The following is a 13550-nucleotide window of genomic DNA, read 5'->3' on the forward strand; positions in this document are numbered from 1 at the left end:
CCCACGGACGAGTGAAGACCTAGTATATGAGAACTTTTCATGTTCACCCGTACGGGTGGCTTACGAAGGGGTCAGCACCGGTGCAGAACCCGATCTTCCCGCCCGGCTTCCTCTGGGGTGTTTCGACCTCGGCGTTCCAGATCGAGGGCGCCACCAGCGAAGGTGGGCGCGGACCGTCCATCTGGGACACGTTCACCGCGACCGAGGGCAAGATCGCCCGCGGTGAACAAGCAAACGTAGCCGCCGACCACTACCACCGCTACCCGGAAGACATCGCGCTGATGGCGGAGCTCGGCGTCGGCGCCTACCGCATGTCCATCGCCTGGCCCCGCATCCAGCCCGACGGCAAAGGCGCGCCCAACCCCGAGGGCCTCGGCTTCTACGACAAGCTCATCGACGCCGTCTGCGAAGCCGGGATCGCCCCCGCCGTCACGCTCTACCACTGGGACACCCCGCAGGCGATCGAAGACGACGGCGGCTGGCTCTCCCGCACGACCGCTGAGCGCTTCGCCGAATACGCTCACATCCTCGGAGATCGCTTCGCCGATCGGGTGAAGCTGTGGATTCCGCTCAACGAGCCCATGGTGATGTCCATCTTCGGCTACGCGCTCGGCGAATACGCGCCCGGCCGGACGCTCCTGCTCGACGCCATCCCGACCGCGCACCACCAGAACCTCGCGCACGGTCTCGCCGTCCAGGCCCTCCGCGCGGCCGGCGCCACGAACATCGGCACCGCCAACAACCACTCGCCGATCTGGCCCTCCGGTGACTCCATTGCCTCTCCCGAGGACGAAGCAGCCGCCGAGTGGCTCGACGCGCTGCTCAACCGGCTCTACGCCGACCCCGTGCTGCTCGGCACCTACCCCGAGCAGCTCCACGAGCACCTCCCCGCCGGGTTCGCCGACGACCTGCCGACGATCGCGCAGCCGCTCGACTTCTACGGCGTCAACTACTACGAGCCGCAGGGGGTCGCGAAGCCCAGCCCGGGCAATCCGCTGCCCTTCGACCTTCGCCCGATCGAGGGCTACCCGATGACGACCAACGACTCGCCGATCGTCCCGCACGCGCTGCGCGAGCTGCTGCTCGACTTCCACCGGCGCTACCGCGACAAGCTGCCGCCCATCCACATCACCGAGAACGGCTGCAGCTTCGCCGACGTCGTCGCCGAGGACGGCGGCGTGCACGACCCCGAGCGCATCGACTTCCTGTACGGCCACCTCGTCGCGCTGCGCGAGGCGATGGACGCCGGTGTCGACGTCCGGGGTTACTTCTGCTGGTCCCTGATGGACAATTTCGAGTGGTCCAAGGGCTACGCGCCGCGCTTCGGCCTGGTGCACGTCGATTACGAAACCCTGCGGCGCACGCCGAAGGACTCGTTCCACTGGTACCGGAAGCTGGTGCGGGATGAGCAGTGAGACGACCGAGGCGACCGGTCTGCCGGAAGCCCTCGCCGAACCCGTCGTACGGGTGCGACCCGGCTGGATGAGCCTGCTGTTCTTCGCGAACATCGCGCTCTGGCTGGGGATCTACGCGCCGATCCAGGTGCTGCTGCCGCAGCAGGCCGAACTGCTCGACCAGGTGAACAAGGAGTTCGTGCTCGGCCTGGTGATGGGCGTCGGCGCGATCGTGGCGCTGATCGTCAACCCGGCCGTCGGGCTGCTGTCCGACCGGACGTGCTCGCGCTTCGGCCGCCGCCACCCGTGGACGGTGATCGGCGCCGCCGTCGCGGCCGTCGGACTGCTGGTGCTGGCGTTCGCACCGGACGTCGCGCTCCTGATCGTCGGCTGGTGCCTCGTGCAGGCCGGGCTCAACGGCATGCTCGCCACGCTCATGTCCGCCATCGCCGACCGTGTCCCGGTCGGGCAGCGCGCGCAGGTCGGCGGGCTCGTCGGCATCGCGCAGATGCTCGGCACGGTGCTCGGCGCCGTCGTGGTCGTCGTGATGCTCGGCATCGCCGGGATCCCGCTGGCGTACGCGGTCTGCGCGGTGATCGTCGTCGTGGGCGCCGCGTTCTTCGTGCTGCGGACGCCGGACGCGCGCCTGCCGGTCGAGTACCGGCCGTCGTCGCAGGCCGGCGAGGTTCTCCGGAACCTCTGGGTCTCGCCGCGGCGGCACCCGGACTTCGCGTGGGCGTGGTCGTGCCACTTCATGATCAACCTCGGCAACGCGTTCGGGACGCTCTACCTGCTGTTCTTCCTCAAGGACGCGGTGCACTACGAGGACCCGGACACGGGCCTGCTCATCATGATGGGGCTGTACGGCGTCGCGCTCGTGATCGGTGCCGTGCTCGCCGGCCACTTTTCGGACAAGTCCGGACGGCGTAAGCCATACGTCCTTGCGGCGTCCGGTGTGATGGCGTTGGCCGCTTTGCTGCTGGTGATCTGGCAGAGCTGGCCGGTCGCGCTCGCGGCGTCTCCGCTGCTGGGGGTCGGCTTCGGTGCGTACATGGCTGTCGCGCTGGCGATGCTGACGCAGGTGCTCCCGACGGCGCAGGACCGCGCGAAGGACCTCGGTGTCATCAACATCGCGAACTCGCTGCCGCAGGTGGTCGCCCCGCTGCTGACGCCGCTGGTGCTGGCCTACCTGGGTGGCTATTCCGGACTCTTCGCCGCTTCGGCCGTCGCGACGCTCTTGGCCGCGGTGCTCGTCTTGCGGGTGAAGGCGGTTCGCTGAGAGAAGTGGAACCGCGGGCCGGTGCCGGTCGGGGGAGGGGAGTGCAACGGCACCGGCCCGCGGAATTCAGGGGCCGCTCACAGGCGGATCACGTCGAGGTGAACCAGTGGTCCAGGCCTCTTGGGTGATCAATCTAGCGGGGGATTACCGCCTGGGCTAGGCCTAACGCGTATTTTTTTCGATTAATCGCGGTGGGGACCGAGTGGGGCGGCCGGAGACTGGTTCGCGCTGCTCGGGGGTGCGGGCGAAACAGTCCCCGGCCAGCGGCGAGAGCCGGCGCGGGTCCGATGGGGCGATCGGCCGGCCGCGCTCGCCGGATCAGGGGTCCGGGTCGCCACCGCGGGAGGTGGGGACGGCCCGGGGTCCGTCAGGCCGTGACCGCTCGGCGCGGGTTGACCAGCGCGTGGCGACCGGTGGTCTCGGCCGCGGTGGGCGCCGGAGCCGGCCGGCCCTGCGCCGGGACCGGGCTCGTGCGGCGTCCCTGCAGCCGGCTGTCCGCGGAGGACTGCTGCTGCGGCGCCAGCCCGCCGGCCACCAGGTGTTCGTGCGCGACCTGCCAGACCGAGCACGGCGCCTTGCAGCGGTGCCACCGGGTCGAGCAGGTGGGGCAGTCGCCGCGCTCGTCGGGCTCGTGCATCTTCAGCATCGCGCGCCACGCCTCCGTCAAGCGGGGCAGTTCGGAGCGCGCGACCGAGACGAGCGACTGGGCGTCGGCGCGGTTCGCCAGGTCGGTCAGCATGTCGAGGCGCTCCCAGACCGCATTGCGGAGGACCTGCCCGAGTACCTGATCCATGATCAGCTCACCGTTACCTTTCCGCCATCTTGGCGGCTTCGTTGAGCGCGGCGCGCAGCTGTCCGAGCTGGCCGGACGTCAGCCGCGCGGTCTCGCCGGGGGGTGAGACCAGTACCACCTGGTTGTCTTCGACGAACACCGTCACCGCGCGCTCGCGGCTGATGAGGTCGCCGCACTGCACGCGCCACACCAGCTGCCCGCCTTCGTAGTGGCGGACGCTCGCGGTGCGGGGGTCCACCGCGGCGGCGGGGGTGACCGGGCGGACGGCGGAGATGGGAGAGACCACCGGCCGCACGGCGCGGGTCGCCGTGCCGGCATGTCCCCCTGCGAACGAGTCCACGAACTCCACGCCCTTCTCCGCTCTGTCGTCCTGCCTTCGAGTCCCGTCGGGCTTCGAAGATGCCTTCTGCAACATCGTCTTTTCACAACGCTGCGGTTTTCGTAGCTCTCCGTGATCGCTGCCGGTGTCCGGGCGGTGACGGAGATCTGACAACTACAGTGAGGTGAAACCGGGTGCGATAGAAGGTCAAACGGCGTCATAGCGGTGACCGGACCGGGTTCCACGGTAAGCGGTCAATGGACTTCGCCCGGACCGATCAGGGCACCAGTTCGGCTGTTCACACGGTTCCGCAGGTTTGCCTACGCTGTTTAACAGACGCCCGACCGGACAGTGGAGGGGGCGCGATGGACGCCAGTAACGGTGGCAGTGCCGACGCCCGGCAGAGCCACGCAGTTCCCGCTGACGCGTGGGAGCAGCCGGAGATGAGAGCGGCTCTCGCGTCCCGCGAGATCAGCGCCGTCTACCGGCTCCTGCGCAAGCACGGTGTCTCGCAGCGCCAGATCGCCGCGATGACCGGCCAGTCCCAGTCCGAGGTGTCGGAGATCCTCAAGGGTCGCCAGGTCATGGCCTACGACGTCCTCACGCGGATCGCCGACGGCCTGGGTGTCCCCCGTGGATACATGGGCCTCGCCTACGACGAGGCCACGGCGATACGCGTCGTCGGCTCCGCCGACGGCCAGCAGGCTGAGGAGGACGAGTCCGTGAAGCGACGGAGGTTCCTCGCGCACGCCGCCCAGGTCACGATGGGTGCGGCGGTGTTCGGTCCGGAATCCGGCACGTGGTCGGCGGGGCCGGCCAGGACACCGGCGCCCGGGCGCATCGGCATGACCGATGTGCGCCAGGTGGAGGCCGCGACGCGCGCTCTCCGCGCCCTGGACTACCAGTACGGCGGCGGGTTCTGCCGCGACGCCGTCGTCGCCCAGCTGTCCTGGGGACAGCAGATGCTCGAGGCGCACGGCACCGACATCGTCAAGAACCGGCTGTACGTGGCCCTCGCCGACCTTCACTCCCTGGCCGGCTGGACGTCCTTCGACACCGGGCTGATGGATTCCGCCCGCGGCCACTTCGCGAACGCGCTGGACCTGGCCAAGCAGGGCGAGAACCACCCGCTGGTCGCCAACGTGCTCTACCGCATGGGCCGCGTCTACCTGCACCAGGACGCCCCGAACGACGCGCTGAAGCTGTTCCAGCTTGGGCAGATCGCCGCCCAGGAATCGGGCTCCGAGCTGGCGGTCTCCGTGCTCTGCGCGAACGAGGCCTGGGCCTACGCGATGATGGGCAACGAGGAGCAGGCGGTGAAGCTGCTCGGCCGGAGCAAGGACGAGTTCGAGCGCGCCAACCTGGCCGAGGCCGAGTCGTGGGTGAAGTTCTTCACCGAGACCGACGTCTACGCCATGGTCGGCACCGTCCACACGGTCCTCGCGCAGCAGAACTCCGAGCACACGAAGTACGCGATCCCGGCGCTGACCAGGGCCGTCGAGTCCTACGACGACGAGATGGCCCGCTCCAAGACGTTCATGCTGAGCGCGCTGGCCACCAACCACCTGCTCGACGGCGACCTCGACCACGGCGCCAAGGTCGGCGGCAAGGCCATCGACTGCGCCGAGGGCATCAAGTCCGAGCGGGTCAAGGACCGCATGCGGCCCCTGCAGGACGAGGCCGAGCGCCGCCGCAACAACGCCGACGCCCGTGACCTCGCCGACCGCCTCAACGCTTTCTACGCCGCCTGACGCCGAAGGCGCCGGAACCGTCTTGGACGGCCGGTTCACCTCCGGCAAGCTGCGTGGGGTACTGGCGGAGACCTGTGCGCTCCTGGGTGTGGACCCGGCGGGCGCGCGGCTGCTGCGATTCACCAACAACGCGGTGTACGCGCTGGTCACCGCGCCTTTCGTGATCCGGATCGTCGGCTCGACCCGGCTTCGCCACCGCGTCGAAACCGTGGTCCGCGTGGCCCGGCACTTCGAACGCCACGACGTCCCCGCGATCCGGCTGCTCGACTCCGTGGAACAGCCGCTGCCGGTCGGCGGGCACCTGGTGACCGTGTGGCACCAGGTGCCGAGCATCGGCCGTCCGGCGACGTCCGCCGACCTGGCCCGGCTGCTGCGCCAGGTGCACGCGCTGCCCGCGCCCGAGGGGCTCGCCGAGTGGGCGCCGTTCGCCGCGGTGCGGGCCCGGGTCTCCGACGCCGAAGAGCTCGCCGCCGACGACCGCGCGTTCCTGCTGGACCGCTGCGCCGAGCTCGAGGCCGCGCTGGCCGAGCTGGAGTTTCCGCTGCCCAGGGGGCTCGTCCACGGTGACGCCTACCCGGGCAACGTCATCCCCGGCCCGGACGGCCCGGTGCTCTGCGACTTCGACTCGTCGTGCGTCGGCCCGCCGGAGTGGGACCTGACGCCGCTGGCGGTCGGCCGTGAGCGGTTCGGCGACCCGCCGGTGCGCTACCGGATGTTCGCCGCGGCGTACGGCTTCGACGTCACGTCGTGGGCGGGGTTCGCCGTGCTCCGGGCGATTCGCGAGCTGAAGCTGACGACGAGCGTGCTGCCGATCCTGCGCAGCCGGCCGCAGGTGCGGCCCGAGCTCTACCGCCGGTTGGACGATCTCCGCAACGCCCGGACGGACACGCGGTGGACGCGTTACCGTTGAGCTTCATCTGTCACTTCGTGTGACCGGCGCCACAACCTGCACGTGCATTCGACGACGGCAATTGACCGTTCGTCGCTTCCGAAATGCAGTCAGCTCAGGGTAGAAAGTTCGGTCCGACAGGTCGCCCCCAATGGTCTACCTCTCATCCCAATGCGCAAGTTGCAGCTACTCGCCGTGACCTGAGACCCGCCCTACCTGCGTGGAAGGGCTTTCAAGACGCGACGACCGGCGCCCGCGTCAGCACCACGGCGAAGCCGAACGCCAGACCCATGACGGTCAGCTCGAGCGTCGCCCACGCGGCGAGGGCCGTCCGGTTGTGCCGGACGATCTGCGGCAACAGCCGGAAGCGGGTGTACGCGCCGAGCAGCGCGATGACGCCGGTGCACAGGAACTTCAGGACGAAGAGCTGCCCGTACGGCGTCGTGAAGATCGCCGCCCAGAACCCGATGGTCGGGTTGAGTGAGATTTCGACGAGCCCGTTGAACAGGCCGGTCGCCGCGGACAGGGCCAGGCAGAGCGTCGCGAGCTTCGAGAACCGGGGCAGCGCGTGCGCCAGCAGCGTCCGGTTCGCGACGAGGAGCACGGTCATCGCGCCGAGGCCGCCGGTCCAGGCGACGGCGCTCATGACGTGCAGCTCCATCGAGATCATCGTGTAGTCGTGGTAGTTCCAGTTGGACGCGTGCCCGGTGACCGGCAGCGGCAGCAGCGCGAACAGGCCGAGCCCGACGCGGACCTCGGCGGGCACCTTCTCGCCGAAGCGCAGCGCCAGCGCGCCGATCCCGGCGTGGACGAGCGCGAGCGCGGCGACGATGACGAGCGCCTTGCCGGCGCCGACGTTCGCGATGTAGCTGCCGATGTCGCCCGGCGAGAGCGTCGACGAGCCGGGCTTGTACTCCGCGGTCTGCAGGATCAGCGCGACGACCGCGGTCGTGGCCCAGACGAGCGCGGCCGCGACGCCGGCCGGGCGGGCCAGCCGCAGGATCGGCTCGGTCAGCTTCGGCCGGTCGTAGCCGACGAGCACCGACAGCAGCGCCAAGCCGATGGTCGTGACCGCGGACAGGTCGAGCAGGACCCGCACGACCGGGATGCCGGCCGAGACCACCGCGCTGGGCTGCACCACGCCGGGGACCGGGGTGGTGGCCATGAGCGCGACGCCGATCAAGGCGCCGAGCAGGCCCGCCGTCACGACGCACAGCAGCGTCGCGTAGCGGGGTTTCGTGGTGGTCTCGGCCTGAGTCATCGCTATTTCTTCTCTTCCACGGACCGACCCGAGCGCAGGGCGACGGTGAGCCCGATCGCCAGCAGGACGACCGCGCCGGCGATCCAGACCCAGATCGGCACCCCGGTCGACGACGACGGTGACGTCGCCTGCGTCGAGCTGCCCGGCGACTTCGCCGCGTCGACGGTGGCCGGCGAGCCGGTGCCCGCAGCGGTGAGGGTGAAGGTGAGCTCACCGGTCACCGGGTGGCCGTCGGCGGACAGCACGCGGTAGCCGATGGTGTACTTCCCGGCCGGGCCGAGCGGCCGCAGGGGCGCGCTGATGACGTTGTTCACCACGCTGATCGGTCCCTCGGCCCACTGGCCGCCGCCGGGTCCGGTCACCGCGATCTGGTTGACGTCCGCGCCCTGCACGTACTGGTCGAACGTCAGGCTGACCTTCGGCGGGCCGGCGGCGACGGACGAGCCGTTCGCCGGGTCCGAGGAGATCAGCACGTTGTGCGCCAGCGCCGGGGTGGCCGTGCCGAGCACGGCCACCACCGTCAACGCCAGCGCGACGAGCGCCTTCCGCATTTAGCTGTTGCCTCCGGACTTGGCCGTGGCCTTGCGGGCCCGGATGGTCGCACCGGCCCCGACGCCGAGGCCGACGGCGCCGACGAGCAGGCCGGCCCCGCCGAGCCAGCGGGCCGTGTTGTCCGACGTCGCCGCCGCGGCTTCGGTGTGCTCGCCGGTGGTGGCCGCCGTGTCCGCCGACATGGCGGCGTGGTCGTCACCTTCCGCCGCCTTCGCGGCCAGCTTGACGACCGGTGCCGGGTGCTCCGGCTCCTCGCCGCCCGCCGGGGTCGGCTGGTTCCAGTCGACGACCTTGCCGTCGCTGTAGGACTGGTGCGCCGGGAACTCGACCTGGTCCACGTTCGTCGGCAGCGGGCCGAAGCTGACCGAGAACTCCTGGTAATCGGTGGCCTTGAGCTCGTTGCCCGCCTGCGCGGTCCACGTCACCGCGGTGACGGCTTCGGTGATCTGCGTGCCGTTGTCCTTGGTGATCGGCGTCGGCAGCTTCGACTTCGTCACCTCGGCGGTCCAGCCGGGGACCGGCTTGGTCCGCACCGAGCCGATTCCGTAGTCGGCCTTGAAGTCGACGGCGACCTTGGTGGTCGTGGCCGTCGGCTCTTCGCTCGGCACGCGGAACACGATCGCGGCGTACCCGCCCTTCGTCGGCTGCGGGCCGTAGACGTTGGCGGTGACGTGCGCGGAGGCGACGCCCGCACCGAGGAGACCGGCGACACCAACGGTGGCGGCGAGGAAACCGGCGCGCTTGAAGACGTGCTGGGACATGGGTTCACTCCTGATGAACTCAATACGGGGACGGCTCGATTCGGGGACCGGGCCGCTTCGGGGGACGAGCTGGGTTTCAGGAGTGGACGGGTGGGCCGCGTCGCCCGCGGATCCGGCGCAGGTCGACGCCGACTAGGTGCCCCGGCGCGTCGACGCGCACCGGGACGAGCGCGGGAGCCGCCGGGACCGGCAGCGGGGTGAGCAGCCGCGGCAGGATCGCGCGCAGCACGGCGAGCACCGTCAGCAGCGTCGCGTCCGCGCGGGCGAGCAGGAGCGCGGTGACCAGGGTCGCGAACGCGTGCGCGGCGACCATGCCGAGCCCGGTGCTGCCGGGCATCGCGTCCATGTCGTGGGCGTGGTGGCCGGCGAGCGTGGTGAGCAGCAGGTGCATCACGAGCTGGGCGCTGCCGAGCAGGGTGATCGTGGCGACCGTCCCGCGCGCCTTGCGGGCCAGCGCGCTCGCGGTCCAGCCGAAGAGACCGGTGAGCAGCAGGGTCATCGCCGGGTCGGGCAGGCCGCCGTCGGCGAGCCGGTGCGCGGTCACGGAAAGCGCCGCGGCGCACACGGCGAGCGACACGCCCCGGGTAGCACCGAGCACGGCGGGACGCCGTGCCGGAACGCTCATGAGGAGCAGCCTAAAGGACCTGCTCCGGCGTGAGCGTGTGATCCCGTGAAGTGAGCACACACCGAGTTCACGGCTCGCGCCACGCCGTGGTTCAGGCCATTTGTTGCCGATCACCGCCGGAAAGGCCAAGGTGGGCGGAACCGATCGGCCGAAACGGGGGTTTGGCCCGGCCTTACGCTGGGTACTGAGCCGTCGGTCAGGAATTAGCCCGTTCGGGTGAAGGCCTGCGCAAAGGCGGGAGAGCGGACACGGATGAACCTCTTCGACTACATCTCCGACCGGGCGAGCAAGCTCTGGCTGGAGGCTTACCTGCACACCAGCATGGTGGTGCAGTGCACGATCCTCGCGGCGATCCTCGGCGTGCTGATCGGGGTGGCGGTCTACCGCAGCCCGATCGGTTCGGCGGTGGCCACGGCGCTGGCGAGCACGATCTTGACGGTCCCGTCGTTCGCCCTCCTGGGCCTGCTGATCCCGATCTCGGGGCTCGGTCCGACGACGGCCGTGATCGCGCTGGTGCTCTACGGCCTGCTGCCGATCGTCCGGAACACCATCGTCGGGCTCGACGGCGTCGACCCGGCGATCACCGATGCCGCGCGCGGCATCGGGATGAGCCGCTTCGGCGTGCTCACCCGGGTCGAGCTGAGGCTGGCCTGGCCGGCGATCCTCACCGGCATGCGGGTGGCCACGCAGATGCTGATGGGCATCGCGGTGATCGCCGCCTACGCGAAGGGTCCCGGCTTCGGCGCCGAGGTCTTCTCCGGCCTCACGAACGCGGGGAGCACGAACTCCCTGAACCAAGCCGTCACCGGCACGGTCGGGGTCGTCATCCTCGCCCTGGTCCTCGACGGCATCTACGTCCTGATCAAGCGCTTCACCATTTCTAGGGGTGTCCGTGGCTGAGAACGAGGAAGTCTCCGGCGTCGAGATCGAGCTGGAGCACGTCACCAAGCGGTACCCCGGCACCCGCGAAGCGGCGGTCGACGACTTCTCCATGGTCGTGCCCGCCGGCAAGATCGTGGTCTTCGTCGGCCCGTCCGGCTGCGGCAAGACCACGACGATGCGGATGATCAACCGCCTGGTCCAGCCGACGTCCGGCCGGATCACCATCGGCGGCGACGACGCGCTGAAGCTCGACGTCGACACCCTGCGCCGCCGGACCGGCTACGCGATCCAGCAGGCCGGCCTGTTCCCGCACTTCACCGTGACGCAGAACATCGGGGTCGTGCCGGGCCTGCTCGGCTGGGACAAGAAGAAGGTCAGCGACCGGGTCGAGGAGATGATGGACCTGGTCGGGCTGGACCCGGCCGACTTCCGCGACCGCTTCCCGCGCCAGCTCTCCGGCGGGCAGCAGCAGCGCGTCGGCGTCGCGCGGGCGCTCGCCGCGGACCCGCCGGTGCTGCTGATGGACGAGCCGTTCGGCGCGGTCGACCCGATCACCCGCGGCAACCTGCAGGACGAGCTGCTGCGCCTGCAGAGCGAGCTGAAGAAGACGATCGTGTTCGTCACCCACGACTTCGACGAGGCCGTGAAGCTCGGCGACAAGATCGCCGTGCTCGGCAACCAGTCGTCGATCATGCAGTACGACACGCCCGAAGCGATCCTGGCCAACCCGGCGAACGACACGGTCGCCGGCTTCGTCGGCGCGGGCGCGTCGCTGAAGCAGCTGACGCTCCTGCGGGTCCGCGACGTCGAGCTGGCGCAGGACGCGCTGACCGCGGCCGTCGACGACGACCCGGCCGAGGTCCGCAAGAAGCTCGAAGACCAGCGCAAGCACTTCGCGTTGGTTTTGGACGCGCGCCGCCGCCCGACGCGCTGGGTGCACCTCCGCGACCTGAACTCGGGTGCGTCGCTGGCCACCGCGGGCAAGCCGCTGCGGGACATCGTCAGCCTGCAGTCGACGCTGCAGGACGCGCTCGAGGCGATGCTCGCCGAAGGCGGCTCGGTGCCGGTGACCGGCGCGCGCGGCGAGTACGCGGGCACCATCCAGCTGGACACCGTGATCGCGACCATCCAGCAGCTGCGCGAGGAGCACACGAACGGCGAGGAGGTGTCCGCATGACGGCTGCCGTCGATACCGGTTTCAGTACCGAGTCCGGCTCCAAGCGCGCGGAACGCGTCCGGCTGTTCGCGCAGCCCGTCGTGGTGCTGGTGATCGTCGCCGTCACGCTGATCTGGGTGTTCTCCAGCGGGCTGACGGCGACCGAAAAGGCGACGCTCAACGCGTCTTCGCTGTTCACGGCGCTGTGGGACCACTTGCTGATGACGATCGTGGTGACCGCCATCGTCGTGCTGGTCGCCGTGCCGCTCGGGGTGATCGTCACGCGGCCGTGGGCGCGCTTCCTCGCGCCGATCTTCCTGGCGATCGCGAACATCGGCCAGGCCGCGCCCGCGCTCGGCGTGCTGGTGCTGTGGTTCATCGTCACCGGCGCGGTCGGCGGGCTGTGGGTCGCGGCGCTGCCGCTGGCCTTCTACTCGCTGCTGCCGGTCCTGCGGAACACGATGGTCGGCATCCAGCAGGTCGACGAGTCGCTGATCGACGCCGGCCGCGGCATCGGGATGTCGGCGACCGCGGTGCTCTGGCGGGTCGAGCTGCCGCTCGCCGTCCCGCTGATCCTGGCCGGCCTGCGCACGTCGCTCGTCCTCGCGGTCGGCACCGCGACGTTCGGGATGTTCGTCAACGCCGGCGGGTTCGGGCTGCTGATCGACACCGGCTACAAGCTGAACCTGACCTCGGTGCTGGTGACCGGCTCGGTGCTGGCCGTCGCGCTGGCGCTGCTGGTGGACTGGCTGGGCGCGGTCGCCGAACAGTTCTTCGGACCGAAGGGGCTGCGATGAAACTCCGGCGCATTACGGCCGTCCTCGGCGCGGCCGTGCTGGCCGCGTCGCTCTCGGCGTGCGGGCTGACGGTCAACCAGGCGGTGCCCTACGACATCCAGCCGGGCACGATCCAGCCGATCCCGTCGCTGCAGGGCCTGAAGGTGACGGTGGGGTCCAAGGACTTCACCGAGAACATCATCCTGGCGTACCTGTCGGAGATGGCGCTGTCCGCGGCGGGCGCGGACGTCGTCGACCTGTCGGACATCAAGGGGTCCAACTCGTCGCGGCAGGCGCTGCTGTCCGGGCAGACCGACGTCACCTGGGAGTACACCGGCACCGGCTGGATCAACTACCAGGGCAACGAGCTCCCGGTGCCCGGCGGCGAGAAGGCCCAGTACGACGCGACGGCCAAGGCCGACGAAGAGAAGTTCGGCGTCACCTGGCTGAACTACTCGCCGCTCAACGACCAGTACGCGTTCGCCGTCACCGAGGAGTACGGCGCGAAGAACAACCTGAAGACGACGTCCGACCTGGCGGCGTTCATCAAGCAGAAGCCGGACCAGAACGTGTTCTGCCTGGAGACGGAGTTCACCAGCCGTCAGGACGGCTTCCCGGCCGCGGTGAAGGCGTACGGCTTCCAGAACTCGAAGATCGAGAACTTCGGCATCGGCACGATCTACTCGGCGGTGGCCAGCGGCACCTGCCCGGTCGGCGAGGTGTTCACCACCGACGGCCGGATCTCCGGGCTGAACCTGCGGGTGCTCGAGGACGACAAGAAGGCGTTCCCGCAGTACAACGCGGTCCCGACACTGCGCGCGGACTTCGTCAAGGCGCACCCGGAGATCCGCGGCCCGCTGGAGACGGTCGGCGCGGCGCTCACCAACGAGCAGATGGTCCAGCTGTGCAAGCAGGTGGACGTCGACGGCCAGGACCCGGGCAAGGTGGCCCACGCCTGGATGGTCTCGAAGGGCTTCGTGAAGTAGCCCCGGTTCGAGACGGCCCCCGGTGCGCGCACCGGGGGCCGGCGCCAAACGGGGGCGATACCCCGCCCGGGCCACACGGTTGCGTGCACCCGCACCACCAACCCGCGCACCCCCCCGGGCACGGCC

At 70.0% G+C, this 13550-nt stretch carries 14 protein-coding genes; 8 read left to right on the plus strand and 6 right to left on the minus strand.

Features of this window, described 5'->3' with window-relative positions; translation table 11 throughout:
- Window positions 1–80 precede the first annotated feature (80 nt).
- Both AB0N03_RS41580 and AB0N03_RS41585 read left to right on the plus strand, forming a co-directional pair.
- The gene (locus AB0N03_RS41580) at window positions 81–1415 is read left to right on the plus strand and encodes a GH1 family beta-glucosidase (RefSeq protein ID WP_364384579.1); all 1335 of its coding nucleotides are present in this window, start codon (window positions 81–83) and stop codon (window positions 1413–1415) included.
- Complete coding sequence (locus tag AB0N03_RS41585; protein WP_364384582.1) at window positions 1405–2673, plus strand: MFS transporter; 1269 nt, start codon at window positions 1405–1407, stop codon at window positions 2671–2673. Before AB0N03_RS41580 ends, AB0N03_RS41585 begins: the two co-directional genes overlap by 11 nt.
- A gap of 367 nt (window positions 2674–3040) precedes the next feature.
- On the opposite strand, the gene AB0N03_RS41590 is transcribed toward AB0N03_RS41585, so the two are convergent.
- Window positions 3041–3466 carry a hypothetical protein gene (locus AB0N03_RS41590; protein ID WP_364384585.1) on the minus strand — a complete coding sequence of 142 codons (426 nt, stop codon included), beginning with the start codon at window positions 3464–3466 and terminating at the stop codon, window positions 3041–3043.
- Window positions 3467–3479: 13 nt separating this feature from the next.
- The gene (locus tag AB0N03_RS41595) at window positions 3480–3815 is read right to left on the minus strand and encodes a hypothetical protein (RefSeq protein WP_286000676.1); all 336 of its coding nucleotides are present in this window, start codon (window positions 3813–3815) and stop codon (window positions 3480–3482) included.
- Window positions 3816–4150: 335 nt separating this feature from the next.
- On the opposite strand from AB0N03_RS41595, the gene AB0N03_RS41600 reads away from it, so the two are divergent.
- Both AB0N03_RS41600 and AB0N03_RS41605 read left to right on the plus strand, forming a co-directional pair.
- Window positions 4151–5536: a helix-turn-helix transcriptional regulator gene (locus AB0N03_RS41600; protein WP_284743356.1), complete on the plus strand. Its 1386-nt coding sequence runs from the start codon at window positions 4151–4153 to the stop codon at window positions 5534–5536.
- 22 nt (window positions 5537–5558) lie between these two features.
- Window positions 5559–6446 (plus strand): aminoglycoside phosphotransferase family protein, encoded by an 888-nt coding sequence (locus AB0N03_RS41605; RefSeq protein WP_364384589.1) that lies wholly within the window; start codon window positions 5559–5561, stop codon window positions 6444–6446.
- Between the two features lie 211 nt (window positions 6447–6657).
- Here AB0N03_RS41605 and AB0N03_RS41610 read toward each other — a convergent pair whose 3' ends face one another.
- The 4 genes from AB0N03_RS41610 to AB0N03_RS41625 all read right to left on the minus strand — a co-directional run bounded on the left by AB0N03_RS41610 (window position 6658) and on the right by AB0N03_RS41625 (window position 9624).
- Complete coding sequence (locus tag AB0N03_RS41610) at window positions 6658–7686, minus strand: CopD family protein (protein ID WP_364384592.1); 1029 nt, start codon at window positions 7684–7686, stop codon at window positions 6658–6660.
- A 2-nt stretch (window positions 7687–7688) separates the two neighbouring features.
- Entirely contained in the window at window positions 7689–8237 is a 549-nt protein-coding gene (locus AB0N03_RS41615) for a copper resistance CopC family protein (protein ID WP_364384595.1), read from the minus strand.
- Window positions 8238–8999 carry a YcnI family protein gene (locus tag AB0N03_RS41620; protein ID WP_364384598.1) on the minus strand — a complete coding sequence of 254 codons (762 nt, stop codon included), beginning with the start codon at window positions 8997–8999 and terminating at the stop codon, window positions 8238–8240.
- 76 nt (window positions 9000–9075) lie between these two features.
- Window positions 9076–9624 carry a hypothetical protein gene (locus tag AB0N03_RS41625; RefSeq protein ID WP_364384600.1) on the minus strand — a complete coding sequence of 183 codons (549 nt, stop codon included), beginning with the start codon at window positions 9622–9624 and terminating at the stop codon, window positions 9076–9078.
- A 252-nt stretch (window positions 9625–9876) separates the two neighbouring features.
- On the opposite strand from AB0N03_RS41625, the gene AB0N03_RS41630 reads away from it, so the two are divergent.
- The 4 genes from AB0N03_RS41630 to AB0N03_RS41645 are packed head-to-tail and all read left to right on the plus strand — an operon-like array spanning window position 9877 to window position 13424.
- Window positions 9877–10524, plus strand: a complete 648-nt coding sequence (locus tag AB0N03_RS41630) for an ABC transporter permease (protein ID WP_364384603.1) — start codon at window positions 9877–9879, stop codon at window positions 10522–10524.
- On the plus strand, window positions 10517–11683 hold the full coding sequence (locus AB0N03_RS41635) for an ATP-binding cassette domain-containing protein (RefSeq protein ID WP_364384606.1): 1167 nt from the start codon (window positions 10517–10519) through the stop codon (window positions 11681–11683). The genes AB0N03_RS41630 and AB0N03_RS41635 overlap by 8 nt, the downstream gene beginning before the upstream one ends.
- Window positions 11680–12459 (plus strand): ABC transporter permease, encoded by a 780-nt coding sequence (locus tag AB0N03_RS41640; RefSeq protein ID WP_364384607.1) that lies wholly within the window; start codon window positions 11680–11682, stop codon window positions 12457–12459. The genes AB0N03_RS41635 and AB0N03_RS41640 overlap by 4 nt, the downstream gene beginning before the upstream one ends.
- Entirely contained in the window at window positions 12456–13424 is a 969-nt protein-coding gene (locus AB0N03_RS41645) for a glycine betaine ABC transporter substrate-binding protein (protein WP_364384610.1), read from the plus strand. The genes AB0N03_RS41640 and AB0N03_RS41645 overlap by 4 nt, the downstream gene beginning before the upstream one ends.
- The last annotated feature ends 126 nt before the right edge of the window (window positions 13425–13550 follow it).

It is taken from the genome of Amycolatopsis sp. NPDC051061 (genome assembly GCF_040682935.1).
In the GTDB taxonomy this organism is placed as follows: domain Bacteria; phylum Actinomycetota; class Actinomycetes; order Mycobacteriales; family Pseudonocardiaceae; genus Amycolatopsis.

What these genes read in the sequence shown, in the direction of transcription:
- AB0N03_RS41615 (WP_364384595.1), bottom strand. Translation starts at nt 8,237, where the DNA reads ATGCGGAAGGCGCTCGTCGCGCTGGCGTTGACGGTGGTGGCCGTGCTC.
- AB0N03_RS41600 (WP_284743356.1), top strand. Translation starts at nt 4,151, where the DNA reads ATGGACGCCAGTAACGGTGGCAGTGCCGACGCCCGGCAGAGCCACGCA.
- AB0N03_RS41640 (WP_364384607.1), top strand. Translation starts at nt 11,680, where the DNA reads ATGACGGCTGCCGTCGATACCGGTTTCAGTACCGAGTCCGGCTCCAAG.
- AB0N03_RS41645 (WP_364384610.1), top strand. Translation starts at nt 12,456, where the DNA reads ATGAAACTCCGGCGCATTACGGCCGTCCTCGGCGCGGCCGTGCTGGCC.
- AB0N03_RS41630 (WP_364384603.1), top strand. Translation starts at nt 9,877, where the DNA reads ATGAACCTCTTCGACTACATCTCCGACCGGGCGAGCAAGCTCTGGCTG.
- AB0N03_RS41620 (WP_364384598.1), bottom strand. Translation starts at nt 8,999, where the DNA reads ATGTCCCAGCACGTCTTCAAGCGCGCCGGTTTCCTCGCCGCCACCGTT.
- AB0N03_RS41590 (WP_364384585.1), bottom strand. Translation starts at nt 3,466, where the DNA reads ATGGATCAGGTACTCGGGCAGGTCCTCCGCAATGCGGTCTGGGAGCGC.
- AB0N03_RS41610 (WP_364384592.1), bottom strand. Translation starts at nt 7,686, where the DNA reads ATGACTCAGGCCGAGACCACCACGAAACCCCGCTACGCGACGCTGCTG.
- AB0N03_RS41585 (WP_364384582.1), top strand. Translation starts at nt 1,405, where the DNA reads ATGAGCAGTGAGACGACCGAGGCGACCGGTCTGCCGGAAGCCCTCGCC.
- AB0N03_RS41625 (WP_364384600.1), bottom strand. Translation starts at nt 9,624, where the DNA reads ATGAGCGTTCCGGCACGGCGTCCCGCCGTGCTCGGTGCTACCCGGGGC.